Source organism: Pseudotabrizicola sp. (assembly GCF_030684215.1).
Taxonomy (GTDB): Bacteria; Pseudomonadota; Alphaproteobacteria; order Rhodobacterales; family Rhodobacteraceae; genus Pseudotabrizicola.
This window is the reverse complement of the sequence record NZ_JAUXOV010000076.1, coordinates 159,716-175,443: the sequence shown is the minus strand read 5'-3', so window position 1 is coordinate 175,443 and position 15,728 is coordinate 159,716. Positions and strand designations below refer to the sequence as shown.

The 15,728-nt window shown below is 62.4% G+C and carries 11 protein-coding genes; 4 read left to right on the top strand and 7 right to left on the bottom strand.

Features of this window, described 5'->3' with window-relative positions; genetic code table 11:
• Window positions 1-111: 111 nt before the first annotated feature.
• The gene (locus tag Q8K08_RS19880) at window positions 112-1,239 is read left to right on the top strand and encodes an efflux RND transporter periplasmic adaptor subunit (protein ID WP_304804073.1); all 1,128 of its coding nucleotides are present in this window, start codon (window positions 112-114) and stop codon (window positions 1,237-1,239) included.
• Window positions 1,236-4,739 carry an efflux RND transporter permease subunit gene (locus Q8K08_RS19875; RefSeq protein ID WP_305251502.1) on the top strand — a complete coding sequence of 1,168 codons (3,504 nt, stop codon included), beginning with the start codon at window positions 1,236-1,238 and terminating at the stop codon, window positions 4,737-4,739. Before Q8K08_RS19880 ends, Q8K08_RS19875 begins: the two co-directional genes overlap by 4 nt.
• Before the next feature lie 28 nt (window positions 4,740-4,767).
• Here the strand turns inward: Q8K08_RS19875 and Q8K08_RS19870 are convergent, their stop codons facing one another.
• Both Q8K08_RS19870 and Q8K08_RS19865 read right to left on the bottom strand, forming a co-directional pair.
• Window positions 4,768-6,582: an ABC transporter ATP-binding protein/permease gene (locus Q8K08_RS19870; RefSeq protein ID WP_305251500.1), complete on the bottom strand. Its 1,815-nt coding sequence runs from the start codon at window positions 6,580-6,582 to the stop codon at window positions 4,768-4,770.
• 60 nt (window positions 6,583-6,642) lie between these two features.
• On the bottom strand, window positions 6,643-8,205 hold the full coding sequence (locus Q8K08_RS19865) for a LysM peptidoglycan-binding domain-containing protein (RefSeq protein ID WP_305251498.1): 1,563 nt from the start codon (window positions 8,203-8,205) through the stop codon (window positions 6,643-6,645).
• 130 nt (window positions 8,206-8,335) lie between these two features.
• On the opposite strand from Q8K08_RS19865, the gene Q8K08_RS19860 reads away from it, so the two are divergent.
• Window positions 8,336-8,890, top strand: coding sequence for a TIGR00730 family Rossman fold protein (locus Q8K08_RS19860; RefSeq protein ID WP_305251496.1), 555 nt, complete (start codon window positions 8,336-8,338; stop codon window positions 8,888-8,890).
• Window positions 8,891-8,918: 28 nt separating this feature from the next.
• On the opposite strand, the gene Q8K08_RS19855 is transcribed toward Q8K08_RS19860, so the two are convergent.
• From Q8K08_RS19855 to hisI, 3 genes are all read right to left on the bottom strand, one after another.
• Window positions 8,919-9,362, bottom strand: a complete 444-nt coding sequence (locus Q8K08_RS19855) for a host attachment protein (RefSeq protein ID WP_304799060.1) — start codon at window positions 9,360-9,362, stop codon at window positions 8,919-8,921.
• A gap of 139 nt (window positions 9,363-9,501) precedes the next feature.
• Window positions 9,502-10,101 (bottom strand): superoxide dismutase, encoded by a 600-nt coding sequence (locus tag Q8K08_RS19850; protein WP_304799043.1) that lies wholly within the window; start codon window positions 10,099-10,101, stop codon window positions 9,502-9,504.
• Between the two features lie 109 nt (window positions 10,102-10,210).
• A complete protein-coding gene (gene hisI, locus Q8K08_RS19845) occupies window positions 10,211-10,594 on the bottom strand; it encodes a phosphoribosyl-AMP cyclohydrolase (RefSeq protein WP_304799036.1) in 384 nt (127 codons plus the stop codon).
• A 112-nt stretch (window positions 10,595-10,706) separates the two neighbouring features.
• Between hisI and Q8K08_RS19840 the strand changes: the two genes are divergently transcribed.
• Window positions 10,707-11,156 (top strand): iron-sulfur cluster assembly scaffold protein, encoded by a 450-nt coding sequence (locus Q8K08_RS19840; RefSeq protein ID WP_304799090.1) that lies wholly within the window; start codon window positions 10,707-10,709, stop codon window positions 11,154-11,156.
• Between the two features lie 346 nt (window positions 11,157-11,502).
• Here the strand turns inward: Q8K08_RS19840 and recG are convergent, their stop codons facing one another.
• Together recG and ligA are read right to left on the bottom strand one after the other, a co-directional pair.
• Window positions 11,503-13,587, bottom strand: a complete 2,085-nt coding sequence (recG, locus tag Q8K08_RS19835; RefSeq protein ID WP_305251494.1) for an ATP-dependent DNA helicase RecG — start codon at window positions 13,585-13,587, stop codon at window positions 11,503-11,505.
• Window positions 13,584-15,701, bottom strand: a complete 2,118-nt coding sequence (ligA, locus tag Q8K08_RS19830) for an NAD-dependent DNA ligase LigA (protein WP_305251492.1) — start codon at window positions 15,699-15,701, stop codon at window positions 13,584-13,586. The genes recG and ligA overlap by 4 nt, the downstream gene beginning before the upstream one ends.
• Window positions 15,702-15,728: the final 27 nt, after the last annotated feature.

The window sequence follows — 15,728 nt, the reverse complement described above, 5'->3', positions numbered from 1 at the left end:
TTGCCAAGCCCTGCGCCAGCATTGCACCACACCCCGCGCCTGCACACGGCTTGCCGCGGCGCGGCACAAGACCTAGATTAAGCAGTGCAAGAGCGGCTTGAAAAGGTGTCTATGCGTATCCTTCCCCCCCTGACCGCACTGGCTGTGGCCGCAACGCTATACGTTGCGGTGTTTGAACGTGACCGCCTGATGGCCACAACCACCGCCGAACCTGCCGCGCCAACCGCACCGCAAGCCACTATCACAGCCGATGGCACGATTTCCGTCGTGGCCACCCAGTCGCAAGCCAGCATGGTGCAAAACGCCGTAATAGCCCGTGGCCGCACCGAAGCCGCGCGTCAGGTTGAGGTGCGCGCCGAAACCGGCGGGCTGGTGCGGTCTGAACCCCTGCGGCGCGGGGCGTTCGTCACCCAAGGGCAGCCGCTGTGCGAACTGGACCCCGGCACGCGGGGCCAGCAAGCCGCCGAGGCAGAGGCCCGCGTGGCCGAAGCTCAGGCCCGCCTGCGCGAGGCCGAGGTGAACGCCGACACCGCCAACCGGCTGAGCGAGGGCGGCTTTGCCTCGGAAACCCGCCGTATCAGCGCGGATGCTGCGCTGGAATCGGCCCGTGCCGGGGTGCAGTCGGCCCGCTCGGCACTGGATGCCATCCGCATCGACATCGCGCGCCTGACGGTCACCGCCCCGTTTGAAGGGCTGCTGGAAACCGACACCGCCGAGCTGGGCAGCCTTTTGCAACCCGGCGGGGCCTGTGCCACCGTGATCCAGCTTGATCCGATCAAACTGGTGGGGTTCGTGCCAGAGGCCGATGTGGACCGCATCTCTGTCGGGGCCATGGCGGGCGCGCGGTTGATCTCGGGGCGCGAAGTGCAGGGGCGGGTCACCTTCCTGTCACGCTCGGCAGATCCCGCCACCCGCACCTTTCGGGTCGAGGTGACGGTGCCCAACACCGACCTTGCGATCCGTGACGGGCAAACTGCCGAAATGCTGGTGGCCGCTGACGGGGTGATGGCACATTTGCTGCCTGCCTCCAGCCTGACGCTGGACAATGCGGGTGTGCTGGGGGTGCGGCTGGCGATCGACAACCGCGCCAGCTTTGCTCCCGTGACCGTGCTGCGCGACACGGTGGATGGGATGCTGGTGACCGGCCTGCCCGATCAGGCCACGGTCATCACCCTTGGTCAGGAATATGTGACCGATGGCACCGCCATAACCGTTACCATGCAACAGGCTGCGCCATGACCGGCATTGTCGACTGGGCCGCTGCACGCGCCCGTATGGTGGTGGCCTTCATCATCCTATCCGTCGCGGCAGGTGTGCTGGCCTATGTCAGCCTGCCCAAAGAGGGCGAGCCCGATATCGACATCCCCGCGCTGTTTGTCTCGGTCCCCTTCCCCGGCATTTCCGCCGCCGATTCTGAAACCTTGCTGGTCAAGGTGATGGAGCAGGAACTGTCAGGGCTTGACGGGCTGAAGACCATTTCCGGCACGGCAGCGGAAAACTATGGCGGCGTGGCGCTGCAATTTGAATTTGGCTGGGACAAAACCCAGATCATCGCCGATGTCCGCGACCGCATGAACACCGCCGAGGCGAAATTCCCGGCAGGGGCCGACAAATACTCGGTCAATGAGATCAATTTCAGCGAATTTCCCATTCTGGTGATCGCTTTGTCGGGCGATGTGCCCGAACGTACCCTGCTGCGCGCCGCCAAAGATCTGCAAAGCCGCATCGCCGCGTTGGAACCTGTTCTGAAAGCCGAACTGGCCGGCCACCGCGATGAGATGCTGGAGGTGCTGATCGACCCCCTGAAGCTGGAGGCGTATAACATCACCGCCGCCGAGCTGATCACCGTTGTCACCCGAAACAACCAGTTGATCGCGGCCGGAGAGGTGGAAACCGCAAGCGGGGCGTTTTCGGTCAAGATACCTTCCAGCTTCAACTCGGCAGCGCAGGTTTACGGCCTGCCGGTCAAGGTCAACGGCGACCGCACCATTACGCTTGGCGATCTGGCGCAGATCAACCTGACCTTCAAAGACCCGACCGGCACCGCCCGCTTCAACGGCGAATCGACCGTGGCCATTCAGGTGGTCAAACGCAAAGGCTTTAACCTGATCGACACTTCGCGCCTTGTGCAAGACGTGGTGGCGGCCGAAGTCGCAGCTTGGCCCGAACCGCTGCGCCGGTCGGTGTCTGTCACCGCTTCTCTGGATCAATCCACCAATGTCGAAGGCATGGTGCGCCAGCTTGAAGGCTCGGTCCTGACCGCGATTGCGCTGGTGATGGTGGTGGTTCTGGCCACGCTTGGCACGCGGTCAGCCCTGCTGGTCGGGTTTTCGGTGCCGACCAGCTTCCTGCTGACATTCGCCTTTTTCGCGGTGATGGGCATTTCGGTGTCGAATATCGTGATGTTCGGGCTGATTTTGGCCGTGGGGATGTTGGTGGACAGCGGCATCGTGGTGGTCGAATACGCCGATACCAGAATTCAGGAAGGCTCTGGCCCGATGGCCGCCTATACCGAAGCGGCCAAACGCATGTTCTGGCCCATCGTCAGCTCTACCGCGACCACGCTGTGCGCCTTTTTGCCAATGCTGTTCTGGCCCGGTGTCGCTGGTGAATTCATGGGGATGCTGCCAGTCACCCTGATTTTTGTGCTGTCGGCCTCACTTCTGGTGGCGCTGATCTATGTGCCGGTGGTCGGCGGTGTTGCTGGACGCGTCACCCGTCAGTTAGAGTCCATCGCCGCCATGCTGCGTCCGCGCCCCTTGTGGCTGCGGCTGTTCCTTGTCGTGCTGTCGCTGGCAGTCTTGTTTGCCGGCGTGGTGCTGCTGCTCAGCCCGCGTGTGGCGTCGCTGCTGCCCGGTGCGCTGCTGGTGATGCTGGGCGGTTTTGCAGCCTCGATCACGCTGGAGGCCGCAAAACCGGTCCGCCGCGCGCCCGTCGTGTCGGGCTACCGGCGCAGCCCTTTTGGTCGGGTGATCCGCTTTCTGACCGGCAACCCGGTGATGCCGTTGGTGTCGATTGCGGCCGTGGTCGGCTTTGTGGTGCTGATCTTCGGGATCTACGCACAAAACGGCAAAGGGGTGGAATTCTTTGTGGCCACCGAACCGGAACAAGCCATCGTCTATGTTCAGGCGCGCGGCAACCTGTCGCTGACCGAAAAAGACGCGATTTTGCAACAGGCCGAGGCGCTGGTGGTTGGCACGCCGGGGGTGAAATCCACCTTTTCCTTTGCAGGCGCCGGGGGCTTGAACTCCAACACCGGCGGCGCGCAATCGCCCTTGGACAGCGTGGGCCAAATCCAGCTGGAACTGGCCCCATGGAGCGCGCGCAAGGATGATCCCGCGCTTGGCGGTGACAGCATCATCGCTGGTCTGACAGACCGCCTGCAAGCCCTGCCCGGCATACGGATAGAGGTGCTGGCAGAGGCGTCCGGCCCGGCATCCGGCAAGCCCTTGCACCTGCGCTTGTCAGGCGATGATTTCGACGCTTTGGGCACTGCGGTGGAAACCATCCGCGCGCAGATGGCGACGATGGAGGGCATCATCGGCATCGAAGACACCCGCCCTCTGCCCGGCATCGACTGGGAAATCACCGTCGATGTCGCCCGCGCAGGCCGCTTTGGCGCGGATGTCGCCACCGTGGGCGGCATGGTGCAACTGGTGACACGCGGCGTGATGCTGGACACGATGCGGGTGGACTCTTCGGACGAGGAAATTGAAATTCGCGTCCGCCTTCCCGAAGGTGACCGGGTGCTGTCCACCCTCGATTCGCTCAAGGTGCGCACCGCCGATGGGCTGGTGCCTTTGTCCAACTTCATCAGCCGCAAACCAGTGGCCAAACTGGGCCGCATCGACCGGGTGAACGAATCCCGCGTCTATGACGTCAAAGCCGACGTGGCCCCCGGCCTGACCCGCGCGGATGGTGTGCCGATCAACGCGACCGAGCGGATCAGCACGCTGAATGCGTGGCTTGCCACCAATCCGCTGCCGCAAGGGGTCAACTGGGCATGGACCGGCGATCAGGAAGATCAGGCCGAGGCCGGGGCGTTTCTGGCCAAGGCTTTTGCAGGCGCGCTGGGGCTGATGTTCATCATTTTGCTGGCGCAGTTCAACTCGGTCTATAATGCGGTGCTGGTCCTCTTGGCGGTGGTCTTGTCCACCACCGGGGTTCTGATCGGCATGCTGGTGATGGGCCAGACCTTCAGCATCATCATGACCGGCACCGGGATTGTCGCGCTTGCTGGCATCGTGGTGAACAACAACATCATCCTGATCGATACCTATCAGGACTTCAGCCGCTACATGCCAAAGCTGGAGGCAATCACCCGCACAGCCGAACAGCGCCTGCGCCCGGTTTTGCTGACCACGATCACCACCATGGCGGGTTTGGCCCCCATGATGTTTGGCCTGTCAGTCGATTTTCTGGGCGGCGGCTATACGCTCAACAGCCCCTCGGCGCTATGGTGGAAGCAGTTGGCAACGGCGGTCGTCTTCGGCCTTGGCATCGCCACCGTACTCACGCTGGTGCTGACGCCATCACTGCTCGCGCTGCGGGTCTGGTTCTGGGCGGGCGCGTATCGGGGCTGGGCGCGGCTGTCCGCACTCGCACATGGTGCGGGGTCGGTCGAGGCGCGCGATCTGGCCCTGACCCGAGCCGCCCGCGCGGTCAAAGGCCCGTTGATCTTGTGGGAAGACAGCGCCGAGCCTCAGGCGCCTTATCCCATCCGCAACGCCGCCGAATAGGCCCCCGCCAAGTGAGAAGAACGCGGCGTTACGCCGCCGCTTCCTCTTCCTCAGACGATTGGCGCGCCCACATCGCCGCATAGCGCCCACCATTGGCCAGCAGCATGTCATGCGTGCCGCGCTCCACAATCTCGCCCGCTTCCAGCACGATGATCTGATCGGCATCCGCAATAGTGGACAGACGGTGCGCAATGGTGATCACGCTGCGCCCCTGCCCCATCGCCAGCAGACTGTCCTGAATGTCGCGCTCGGTCTGAGTGTCCAGTGCCGATGTCGCCTCATCCAGTATCAGGATCGGTGGGTTTTTCAGCAGCGTGCGCGCAATGCCCACCCGCTGCTTTTCGCCACCCGACAGCTTCAGCCCGCGCTCACCCACCGTTGTCTCATAGCCCTCGGGCAAAGAGATGATGAAATCATGGATGCGCGCCGCTTTCGCCGCCGCCTCTACCTCATCGCGTGAGGCCCCGGCACGGCCATAGGCAATGTTGTAATAAACCGTGTCGTTGAACAGCACGGTATCTTGCGGCACCACGCCGATCATGCCGTGCACACTGCTTTGCGTCACATCGCGCAGGTCCTGGCCATCAATCCGGATCGCACCGCTGGTCACATCATAGAACCGAAACAACAACCGCCCGATGGTCGATTTGCCAGACCCTGACGGACCGACCAGCGCCACGCGCTGCCCCGGAGCGACAGTAAAGCTAACCCCCTTCAGGATCGGACGCGTGGGATCATAATCAAAGCGCACATCATCAAACGCCACCTCGCCACGCGTCACAGACAGATCCGGCGCACCGGGCTTATCCTTCACTTCGGCAGGTTGGCCCAAAAGCCCGAACATCTCGCCCATATCGACCAGCGCCTGCCGGATTTCGCGGTAAACCGTGCCAAGGAAGTTCAGGGGCATGGTGATCTGGATCATATAGGCGTTGACCATCACGAAATCGCCCACGGTCAACTGGCCCGCCTGCACACCGCGCGCCGCCATCACCATCACGATGACCAGTCCCGTCGTGATCAGAAACGCCTGCCCAAGGTTCAGGAATGCCAGCGAAAGCCCGGTCTTGACCGCCGCCACCTCATAGCGCTGCATCGCATGGTCATAGCGCTGCGCTTCCATGCTTTCGGCGTTGAAATACTTGACCGTCTCAAAGTTCAGCAGGCTGTCGATGGCCTTCTGGTTGGCATCGGTATCTTGCGCATTCATCTCGCGCCGGATCGCCACGCGCCATTCGGTGACTTTGAAGGTAAAGGCCACATAGATCGCGATGACCACCACCACCACCGCCGCATATTGCCAGCCAAACACCACCGCAAAGATGATTGAGACCATCGACAGCTCAAGGATCAGCGGCCCGATCGACAGAAGCATGAAGCGCAGCAGAAAATCGACGCCCTTGACCCCGCGTTCAATGATCCGGCTTAACCCGCCAGTTTTGCGGGTGATGTGATAGCGCAAGGACAGGCGGTGAATATGGGTGAACGTCTCCAGCGCAAGCTGGCGCAAGGCGCGCTGGCCCACGCGCACAAACACCGCATCGCGCGCCTCGTTGAACATGACCGTCAGCAGCCGCGCCATGCCGTAGGCGATGGTTAATCCCACCGCCGCAAGCCCCAGCAAAGTGGCCGCATCCGGTGCATCGCCCGCAAGCGCATCCACAGCCTGTTTATACAGCGCAGGCGTGGTGACAGAGACGACCTTGGCCATCACCAAAAGCGTCAGGGATGCCACCACCCGTCGCTTGACCCAATTCTGACCCGGTGGCCAAAGATAAGGGATCACGCGTGCCATGGTCTGAAAGCCAGTGGCCGGAGCGTCTTTGGGGGTCGGATCAAACATGGGGGGCCTCTTTTCGGCCCTGATATCTAGGGGGCTTGGCGCGGAATGGCCAGAGCCAGCTTAAGGTTTTGCCGGAATCGTAAAGACCTGCCCCGGATAAATCAGATCCGGATTGCGGATCTTGTCGCGGTTGGCCTCGTAAACCTGCACATAGAGCACGCCATCGCCAAAATTCTCCCGCGCGATACCCCATAGGGTAAAGCCGGGCTGAACGGTGATGGTGACAGGCGGCGGCGGTTCCACCGGGGCAGCAGCGGCATCTGCTGGTACTGGCGCGGGCACGGGTCCCGGATCAGGCACCACAGGCGCCGCTTCGGATGCAACGACTGTCTGGGGCGGTGTCGGATCGACGGGTGCAGACGGTGGTGCCAGCACATCGCCTTGTGTCACAGGCGCAAAGTCTGGTGCCGGGTCTGCCTGCGCAAGTGCGGTGTCTGTGGCTGTTGGTGTGGCCAGCGTAGTCCCGGCTTGGCTCAGTGTCGCCAAAGCCTCAAGCGTTTCGCGCTTGAACGGCGTCTCGAAGCGGGCCGAGACTTTGCCGGTGTCGTCCACCTGATCCACCCGTAAGGTGTAGATGCCCGGCAAGGTATCGCCCAGCGTCAGCTGCCACAGGCCCGTTGCCGCCACCGGCGCATCGGCCACCGGAGCGTTGTCCAGATAGATCCGTACCGACTGGCCAGCCTGCCCTTTGCCCGACAGTTGCACCGCGCCCGTCGGGGAATAGGAAATCGCATCCAGCAGCACCGCCGCAACGTCATCAGACGAGGCGGCCGCCCCGGTCGAGGCAGGGGCCTGCATTGCTGCGGACACCGGGGCCTGCGCCACCGTCGCGCCATCTTCGGTCACCAGCAGGGCGACGGGCGGCGCAGGGGTTTGGTCTGGGGCCACTTCGGCCAGTGCAATCGTCTCTGGCACCTCAGCATCTTGAGCTACATCTTCGGCAGCAACTTCGGCCGCAACTTCGGCCAGCGTAGCCACTTCATCACTCACGGCTGCACCCTCTGGCGCGACCACTGGCTCTGGCAGTGCCGCCGCAACAACAACCGGCCCCGCAATCGGCCCAAGGGCAATGGATTGAGCCGATGCAAGCGCGCTGCCCCCCGGCATAACCTGTCCCAGAGTCATCAAGCTGGGCAACGCGTTTGGCGGGAGCGTGAACAGCGCGGCAAACGCGCCATCGGTTCCGGCCCGTGTCTCGGCCACAACCACCCCATCGACCAGAACCGCAATCTGCGCCGATGGCTCGGCCCGGCCAGACACCACGGCAGAGCCATCCGCCTCCACCCGGTAGCTGTCAAAGCTGGGCAACACGGGGTCTGGCGCGACCTCGACCACAGGGGCCACATCGCCCTCTGGCTCTGGCACGACCTCAGCCGTCACTGTCGGTTCTGGCTCTGGGGCGACCTCAGCCGCCACCGCTACTTCTGGTTCTGGCGCGGCCTCGGCAGTCACTGTCGCCGCGGGTGTGGGCATAGCTGCCACAGGCACAGGCGTGTGCGGGGCGACTGGAATCTCTGGTGCGCGTTCCGGCCAGATCAACGCAACCACAACCGCCACCACAGCCGCACTTGCTGCAACCCCTGCCGCACGCACGGCCACGCTCATCTCTGTCCAGACCGACATCGCATTTCCCCGTCGCTTCCCCCGCCGGACCTGATCCGGCGCGCCGGACCTGTTACCGGCCCCTGCTTTCCTTTGCATAGGAACCCCGATATCACTGGGCTTGCAACGAAAATCCCAACATGAGGCCCCCATGACCCCGCTTCGTTCCATATGTGTCTTTTGCGGATCACGCCCAGGCCTGTCGCCTTCCTACGCACAGTCGGCCCGCAGTCTTGGTCAGGGCATTGCAGATCACGGCTGGCGGCTGGTGTACGGCGCGGGCGATGTCGGGCTGATGGGCGAAGTGGCGCGCGCCGCCCTGACTGCGGGGGCACGCACAATGGGCGTGATCCCGACGCATTTGATGGGCATGGAAAAGGGCAAGCGCGATCTGGGCCAGTTGGTCATCACCGAAGACATGCACGAACGCAAAAAGGTGATGTTCATGAACTCGGATGCCATCGTGGTGCTGCCCGGCGGCGCAGGCAGTCTGGATGAGTTTTTCGAAGTGCTGACGTGGCGGCAGATCGGCCTGCACACCAAGCCGATTTTCCTTCTGGATACAGATGGTTACTGGCAACCCTTGATCCAACTTATGAACCATGTGGTTGCGCAGGGATTTGCCGAGGAATCCCTGCGCAGCAGCTATATTTCAGTGCCGGATGTGCCGGGCCTTCTGGCCCAGTTGGAAAATCATCTTTCCTGAGCGTTTGCAGATATTTATCCCGCAAGGCTCACGCTGCACGCTGCATCGCTTCGGCCATCAAGTTGACGATCTTGTCCAACGGATGCTGCGTCAGCGTCTTGGGCACCATGATCGCCACCCTGCTGCGCAGATTATCGTCCAGCCGGGTGCGGATCGCTTCCAGCAGATGTGGCGGGGCGGCGATGGCCAGCCGGGTCATCTGTGACTGACGCACGGCAAACGTCAGCCGCGTCATCAGCATTGCAATCATCGCAGTTTCGGCCAACCGGGTGCGGTCACTGACCTCAACCGGCCGAGACTGCCCGGTTTGCACCGCCCGGAGCGCAGGATCGGGCGGCCCTTCCGGTCTTGGCGTCTCAATCCGGTCAATCACCCGCAAATCGGGCGCAGCCACAGTGCCCGCATTTTCCAGAATCATCGCCCCGGCACCATCCACCACCACAATCCAGCAATCACGTGTCCGCATTGGCATCGCACCCTCCCGTTGTTTTTTTCTATGTCCCCTCCAGATGGGAATTTTATCATGCTTGGGAAGTGTGACACCCTGACCACAGCAAAAACCCGCACAAAGTAAATTGCGCGGGTTTTCATTTCAGAACAAAGGCTTGGCCTTACATACGGGCAGCGACGGCTTCCCAGTTCACCAATTTGTCAAGGAAGTTGGTCAGATACGCAGGGCGCTTGTTGCGGAAATCGATGTAATAGGAGTGTTCCCACACATCACAGCCCAGCAATGCGGTCTGGCCAAAGCACAGCGGGTTGACGCCGTTTTCGGTCTTGGTGACCTTCATCGCGCCATCCGCGTCCTTCACCAGCCAAGCCCAGCCCGATCCGAACTGGCCCGCGCCAGCGGCGGAAAAATCTTCCTTGAACTTGTCAACCGAACCGAACGACTCAGTCAGCGCCTTCTCCAAAGCACCCGGCATCTTTTTCTCGCCCGGCCCCATGATGTCCCAGAAAAGGGCATGATTCCAGTGCTGGCTGGCATTGTTGAAGATGCCGTTTTGGGCCACGGCGGTCTTGTTATAGGTGCCAACGACGATCTCTTCCACCGACTTGCCTTCCCATTCGGTGCCGGCAATCAACTTGTTGCCGTTATCGACATAGGCTTTGTGGTGAATGTCGTGATGATATTCCATCGTCTCTTTCGACATGCCAAACGGGGCCAGTGCATCGTGGGCATAAGGCAGATCGGGAAGCGTGAAAGCCATGGGGTGTTCCTTTGTCGGTTCTAGCGGACTATTGGAGTGTTATGCGGCAAATAGGAGCGTTTCCGCGCCGAAGGTCAAGGGCAGCAGCGGCAAAAGGTGATACTTTAGATCAACTATCGGACCCGGCCTTTGGTTCCGTCATCGGTTGCATCGTCACCACCTCGTTCCCATCCCGCACCGCAGTATAAAAGCACGAGCGACGGTTTGTGTGACAGGCTGGCCCCTCTTGTTGCACCCGCACTAGCAGGCAGTCGCGGTCACAGTCCACCCGCAATTCCACCAGATGCTGCACATGGCCCGAGGTATCGCCCTTAACCCAGAACGCCGAGCGTGAGCGTGACCAATAGGTGACGCGGCCCGTGGCAAGGGTCTGCGCCACGGATTGCGCGTTCATCCATGCCATCATTAGCACATCGCCCGTCACATCGTCTTGGGCGATGCAAGGGATCAGGCCATTGGCGTCATACTTTAGGCTTGCAGGGTCAAATGCCATCGGGGTTCTCCTTGGCGGGCGCGAGGGATCGGTCTATCTAAGGATTGACCAAAGGAAAAGCGCCATGAGCCAAGGCGACCGGACAAACATGAGCGAAGGCAACCGGACAAACATGAGCGACACCGACCTGATCAAACTTTATTCCGGCCAGATCCTCGCCCTTGCGGCGGATGTGCCGCATCATGGCCGCCTGCCCGCACCGCAAGCGACGGTGCGCAAACGCTCGCCCTTGTGCGGGTCTACGGTGACGGTTGATCTGGTGATGGAAGCTGGCCGGGTGGCCGCGTTTGCACAAGATGTCAAAGCCTGCGCCTTGGGTCAGGCGGCTGCTGCGGTGCTGGGCCATGTCGTGATCGGGCGCACGGCGGCTGAACTGGCACTTGGCCGCGACGCCTTGCGCGCTATGCTGAAAGACGCGGGCCCGGTTCCGCCCGCGCCCTTTGATGGGTTTGTGGTGCTGACCCCGGCGCGCGACTACAAAAACCGCCATGCCTCTATCCTGCTGGCGATTGAGGCAGCAGCCGAAGCCGCCGCGATGACACAGACCCTGCCCCAAAGCTGACCATCAGCCATAAAAAAACCGCCGCGCGTCTGATCGACGGCGGCGGCAAGTGGCGTGTCTGGTGCGCGCGAAGGGCATCACTTGGGGACAGATGCAGGGCGCGCGATCGGGCAGACCGCAGGCAGTGTCAGAACGAGGTAAAGGACAGGCAAACAAAAAGCGTGGCAAACAGGGCAACGACGCCCAAAAGATCCTCAATCAACGTTGCACGGGACCGGGTGACGATGTCTTTGACTTGGGCGACCATGGCTTCCTCCTGCTTGCTTGTTGCTATATTGTTCTCATATCAGCGTTAACCTGTAAAGAACTTTTTAAGAACATTTAAGAACAAACCGGGATTACAGGGTCAACCGACCGAAATCAGCCGGATCGCCCGGTCCTGATCCAGCAGCCACAACAACACCCGCGCCGCCTGCCCGCGCGGGCTGATCAGGCCGGGGTCCATCGTCAAAAGCGCGCGCGCATCCGACTGCGCCACCGCCATCAACGCCGCTTGCCGTTCCAGATCGGCCACCCGAAACCGGGGCAAGCCAGATTGCGCGGTACCGATCAGATCACCCGCGCCGCGCATCGCCAGATCTTCCTCGGCAATGCGGAAACCGTCTTCGGTGTCGCGGATTGTGGTCAACCGCCGCTCTCCCGCCTCGGACAGCGGGGCCTGATAAAGCAGCAGGCAGGTCGATTCTGCCGCCCCGCGCCCGACGCGCCCCCGCAGCTGATGCAACTGCGCCAGCCCGAAAATCTCGGCCCGCTCGATCACCATGATTGACGCATTGGGCACGTTCACCCCCACCTCGATCACCGTGGTTGCCACCAGAACCCGAGTCTCACCGCGCTGAAACCGCGCCATTGCGGCATCCTTTTCGGCGGGGGGCAGCTGCCCATGCACCATCCCCACCACATCGCCCAAAGCCGCGCGCAACGTCGCGAAGCGCGCCTCGGCCGACGCGTAATCCAACACCTCGGAATCCTCGACCAAGGGGCAGACCCAATAGCATTGCCGCCCGTCGGCCACCGCGCGCGACAGGTGCGCCACCACTTCATCCATCCGGGCGGCGGCGATCATCACGGTCTTGATCGGTTTGCGCCCGGCAGGTTTTTCATCCAGCACCGATACATCCATATCGCCGTAGCTGGCGAGCGCGAGGCTGCGCGGGATCGGGGTTGCCGTCATCACCAGCACATCCACCGCCCGGCCCTTGGCCCCCAGCTCCATTCGCTGCGCCACGCCAAAGCGGTGCTGCTCGTCCACCACCGCAAGGCGCAGATCGTGAAACTCCACGTCCTTTTGAAACACCGCATGGGTGCCTACCAACATGGCGATATGCCCCGTCGCCAAAGCCTGTAGCTTGGCCGCACGGTCCGCACCTTTGTCGCGGCCCGTGAGCAGTTCCAACCGCACGCCAGCCGCTGCGGCCAAGGGGGCCAGCCCCTCATAATGCTGGCGCGCAAGGATTTCGGTCGGCGCCATCATCACGCCCTGCCCGCCCGCCTCAACCGCGACCAGCAGCGCCATGAATGCCACAAGCGTTTTGCCCGACCCCACATCGCCCTGTAGCAAACGGTTCATCCGCAAAGGGGTCGCCATATCGCCCGTAATCTCGGCCACTGCGCGGGTTTGCGCGCCCGTGGGCTGATAGGGCAACCCGGCCAGCACCTGCGCCTGCAACGCACCCGTGCCGCGTGTCACCACGCCTTTGGATTTGCGCAACGATGCCCGGGCCAGCGACAGCGTCAGCTGATGCGCGAACAGTTCATCATAGGCCAGCCGCGCGCGGGCCGGATCGGTTGGCGCAAGCGCCACCGCGCCGTCAGGGCGATGCACAGCGGCCACCGCCGCACGCCAATCCGGCCATCCTTCTCGCGTCTTCAGACTGGGGTCGATCCATTCGGGCAGATCGGGCGCGCGCGCTACTGCCGCCTCGGCGGCCTTGGCCACCACGCGCTGCGTAACACCTGCGGTCAGCGGATAGACAGGTTCATAGGCGGGCAGCTCTGCCGCCTCCTCGGCCCGCAAGACGTGATCGGGATGCACCATCTGGGCGATGCCATCAAACAGCTCAATCCGGCCTGACACGATGCGCCTCTGCCCGGTGGGCAGCAGCTTTTGCAGGTAATCGCCACGTGCATGGAAAAACACGAGCGCCCATTCCAGTTGGTCATCGCGCACCATCACGCGGTAGGGCTTGCCCTTGGTGCGCGGCGGGAAATGTGCGCCAACCTCAACCTCTACCGTCAGAACGCAGGGCGGCACCACATCGCGGACCGAGTCGCGGCGCGCCCGGTCCACCCCGGAATGCGGCAACAGGAACAGCAGGTCTTTGGGACGGGTGACGCCCAAAGCCTCCATCGCGCGGGCAGTCTTTGGCCCCACGCCCTCCAGCGTTTCCAGATCCGCGAACAGCGGAAACAGAATCTCGGGCCGGCTCATGCGTCGCCGATCAGGGCAAGCCAGCCGTCTTCATCCAGCGTGGCAACCCCATGTTTCGCAGCCTCTTTCAGCTTTGACCCGGCGCCGGGACCAGCCACCAGAATATCGGTCTTGGCACTCACACTGCCGGCTACCTTTGCACCCAGACTTTCCGCCCGCGCCTTGGCCTCGGCCCGGGTCATCTTTTCAAGACTGCCCGTGAAGACCACGGTTTTGCCCGCCACCGGGCTGTCACTCGCGGCTTTCCACACCACCGGCTGCACCTGCAGCTGCGCCACCAGCGCGTCAATCGCCGCGCGCTCGGCATCATTCTGGAACGCCGCCGTAAGGCTGGTCGCAAGGATCATGCCCACGCCGTCAATCGACAACAGCTCATCCCATTCGACCGCGCCCGGCACCGCATGGGTCACGCCTGCCTCAAACGCCTCCCATGTGCTGTAATGGCGTGCGAGGGTCTGCGCCGCGACCTCACCCACATGGCGGATGCCAAGGGCAAAGATCAGCCGGTCCAGCGGAATGCGCCGCTTGTCCTCAATCGCGGCGAACAGTTTCTTGGCCGACGTCTCGCCAAAACCATCACGATTTTTCAACCGTTTCAAACCGTTGTCGGCGTCTCTTGATCCAAGGGTGAAGATATCGGCGGGCGTTTTCACCGGCAGATCGGCGTCTTTGAAAAACATCTCTATCTGTTTCGCACCCAAACCTTCGATATCAAAGGCGTGGCGGCTGACAAAATGCTTAAGCCGCTCCACCGCTTGCGCAGGGCAGATCAGCCCGCCAGAACAGCGGCGCACCGCGTCGCCTTCCTCACGCAAGGCCGGGCTGCCGCATTCCGGGCATTCACGAGGAAAATCATAAGCTTGCGCGTCGATTTTACGGCGGCTCAAATCCACATCTGCCAGCTTGGGGATCACATCCCCGGCGCGGTAAACCTGCACCCAGTCGCCAATGCGAAAATCCTTGCCGCCGCGAATTTCATTGCCCTTGGCATCGCGCCCGACAATGTAATCCTCGTTGTGCAAGGTGGCGTTGCTGACCACGACACCCCCCACCGTCACCGGCTTCAGCCGCGCCACGGGTGACAGCGCCCCGGTGCGGCCAACCTGAATATCGATGCCCAGCAACTCGGTCCAGGCCAGTTCGGCGGGGAATTTATGCGCAATCGCCCAACGGGGCGTGGCCGAGCGGAAGCCAAGCCGTGCCTGCAATCCCAGATCGTTCACCTTGTAGACCACACCATCAATGTCATATCCCAGCGTGGCCCGCTGGGACTCGATCTGGCGGTAATGCGCTAGCAGGTCGTCTGGCCCATGGCAGAGGAGTGTGAGCGGGTTGGTCTGAAACCCCAAAGCCGCCAGCCGGGTAATCGCATCAAACTGCGTGGCGGCAAGCGGTTCAGACAGCGCGCCCCAGCTATAGGCAAAAAAGCGCAACGGCCGCGCGGCGGTAATTGTCGCATCCAACTGGCGCAAAGACCCGGCGGCGGCGTTACGCGGGTTTGCAAATGTCTTGGCCCCGGCAAGCGCCTGCCGTTCGTTCAGCGCTGCAAAATCGGCATGGCTCATGTAAACCTCGCCCCGCACTTCCAGCACATCGGGCGCGCCGATAAGATGTTGCGGAATATCAGCAATGGTGCGGGCATTGTCAGTAACATTCTCGCCCACCTCGCCATCACCGCGCGTGGCCGCCTGCACCAGCGACCCGGATTCGTAGCGCAAAGACAGCGACAGGCCGTCGATCTTTGGCTCGGCGGTAAAGGCCAACTCTCCGTTGTGGTTCAGATATTTGCGGACCCGGTCCTCAAAATCCGCGACGTCGGTGTCATCAAAGGCGTTCTCAAGGCTGAGCATCCGCACCTGATGCGCCACCTTGCCAAACCCATCAGAGGCCGCCGCCCCAACCAGATCGCTGGGGCTGTCGGTGCGCCGCAACTGTGGAAACCGCGCCTCGATCGCCATGTTGCGCTGCTTGAGCGCATCATATTCTGCATCCGAAATCTCGGGCGTGTCCAGAGTGTGATAGGCCCGGTTTGCACCCGCCAATACCTCAGCCAGACGCGCCAGTTCGGCGCGCGCCTGTGCTTCGGTCAACTGATCCACTGCTGTCTCGGTCATCGTCCCCTCCGCTTGCCCCCATGGTTT

Coding starts and splice junctions, on each gene's coding strand:
- Q8K08_RS19880 (WP_304804073.1), top strand. CDS start 112: ATGCGTATCCTTCCCCCCCTGACCGCACTGGCTGTGGCCGCAACGCTA.
- Q8K08_RS19875 (WP_305251502.1), top strand. CDS start 1,236: ATGACCGGCATTGTCGACTGGGCCGCTGCACGCGCCCGTATGGTGGTG.
- Q8K08_RS19870 (WP_305251500.1), bottom strand. CDS start 6,582: ATGTTTGATCCGACCCCCAAAGACGCTCCGGCCACTGGCTTTCAGACC.
- Q8K08_RS19865 (WP_305251498.1), bottom strand. CDS start 8,205: ATGTCGGTCTGGACAGAGATGAGCGTGGCCGTGCGTGCGGCAGGGGTT.
- Q8K08_RS19860 (WP_305251496.1), top strand. CDS start 8,336: ATGACCCCGCTTCGTTCCATATGTGTCTTTTGCGGATCACGCCCAGGC.
- Q8K08_RS19855 (WP_304799060.1), bottom strand. CDS start 9,362: ATGCCAATGCGGACACGTGATTGCTGGATTGTGGTGGTGGATGGTGCC.
- Q8K08_RS19850 (WP_304799043.1), bottom strand. CDS start 10,101: ATGGCTTTCACGCTTCCCGATCTGCCTTATGCCCACGATGCACTGGCC.
- hisI (WP_304799036.1), bottom strand. CDS start 10,594: ATGGCATTTGACCCTGCAAGCCTAAAGTATGACGCCAATGGCCTGATC.
- Q8K08_RS19840 (WP_304799090.1), top strand. CDS start 10,707: ATGAGCGACACCGACCTGATCAAACTTTATTCCGGCCAGATCCTCGCC.
- recG (WP_305251494.1), bottom strand. CDS start 13,587: ATGAGCCGGCCCGAGATTCTGTTTCCGCTGTTCGCGGATCTGGAAACG.
- ligA (WP_305251492.1), bottom strand. CDS start 15,701: ATGACCGAGACAGCAGTGGATCAGTTGACCGAAGCACAGGCGCGCGCC.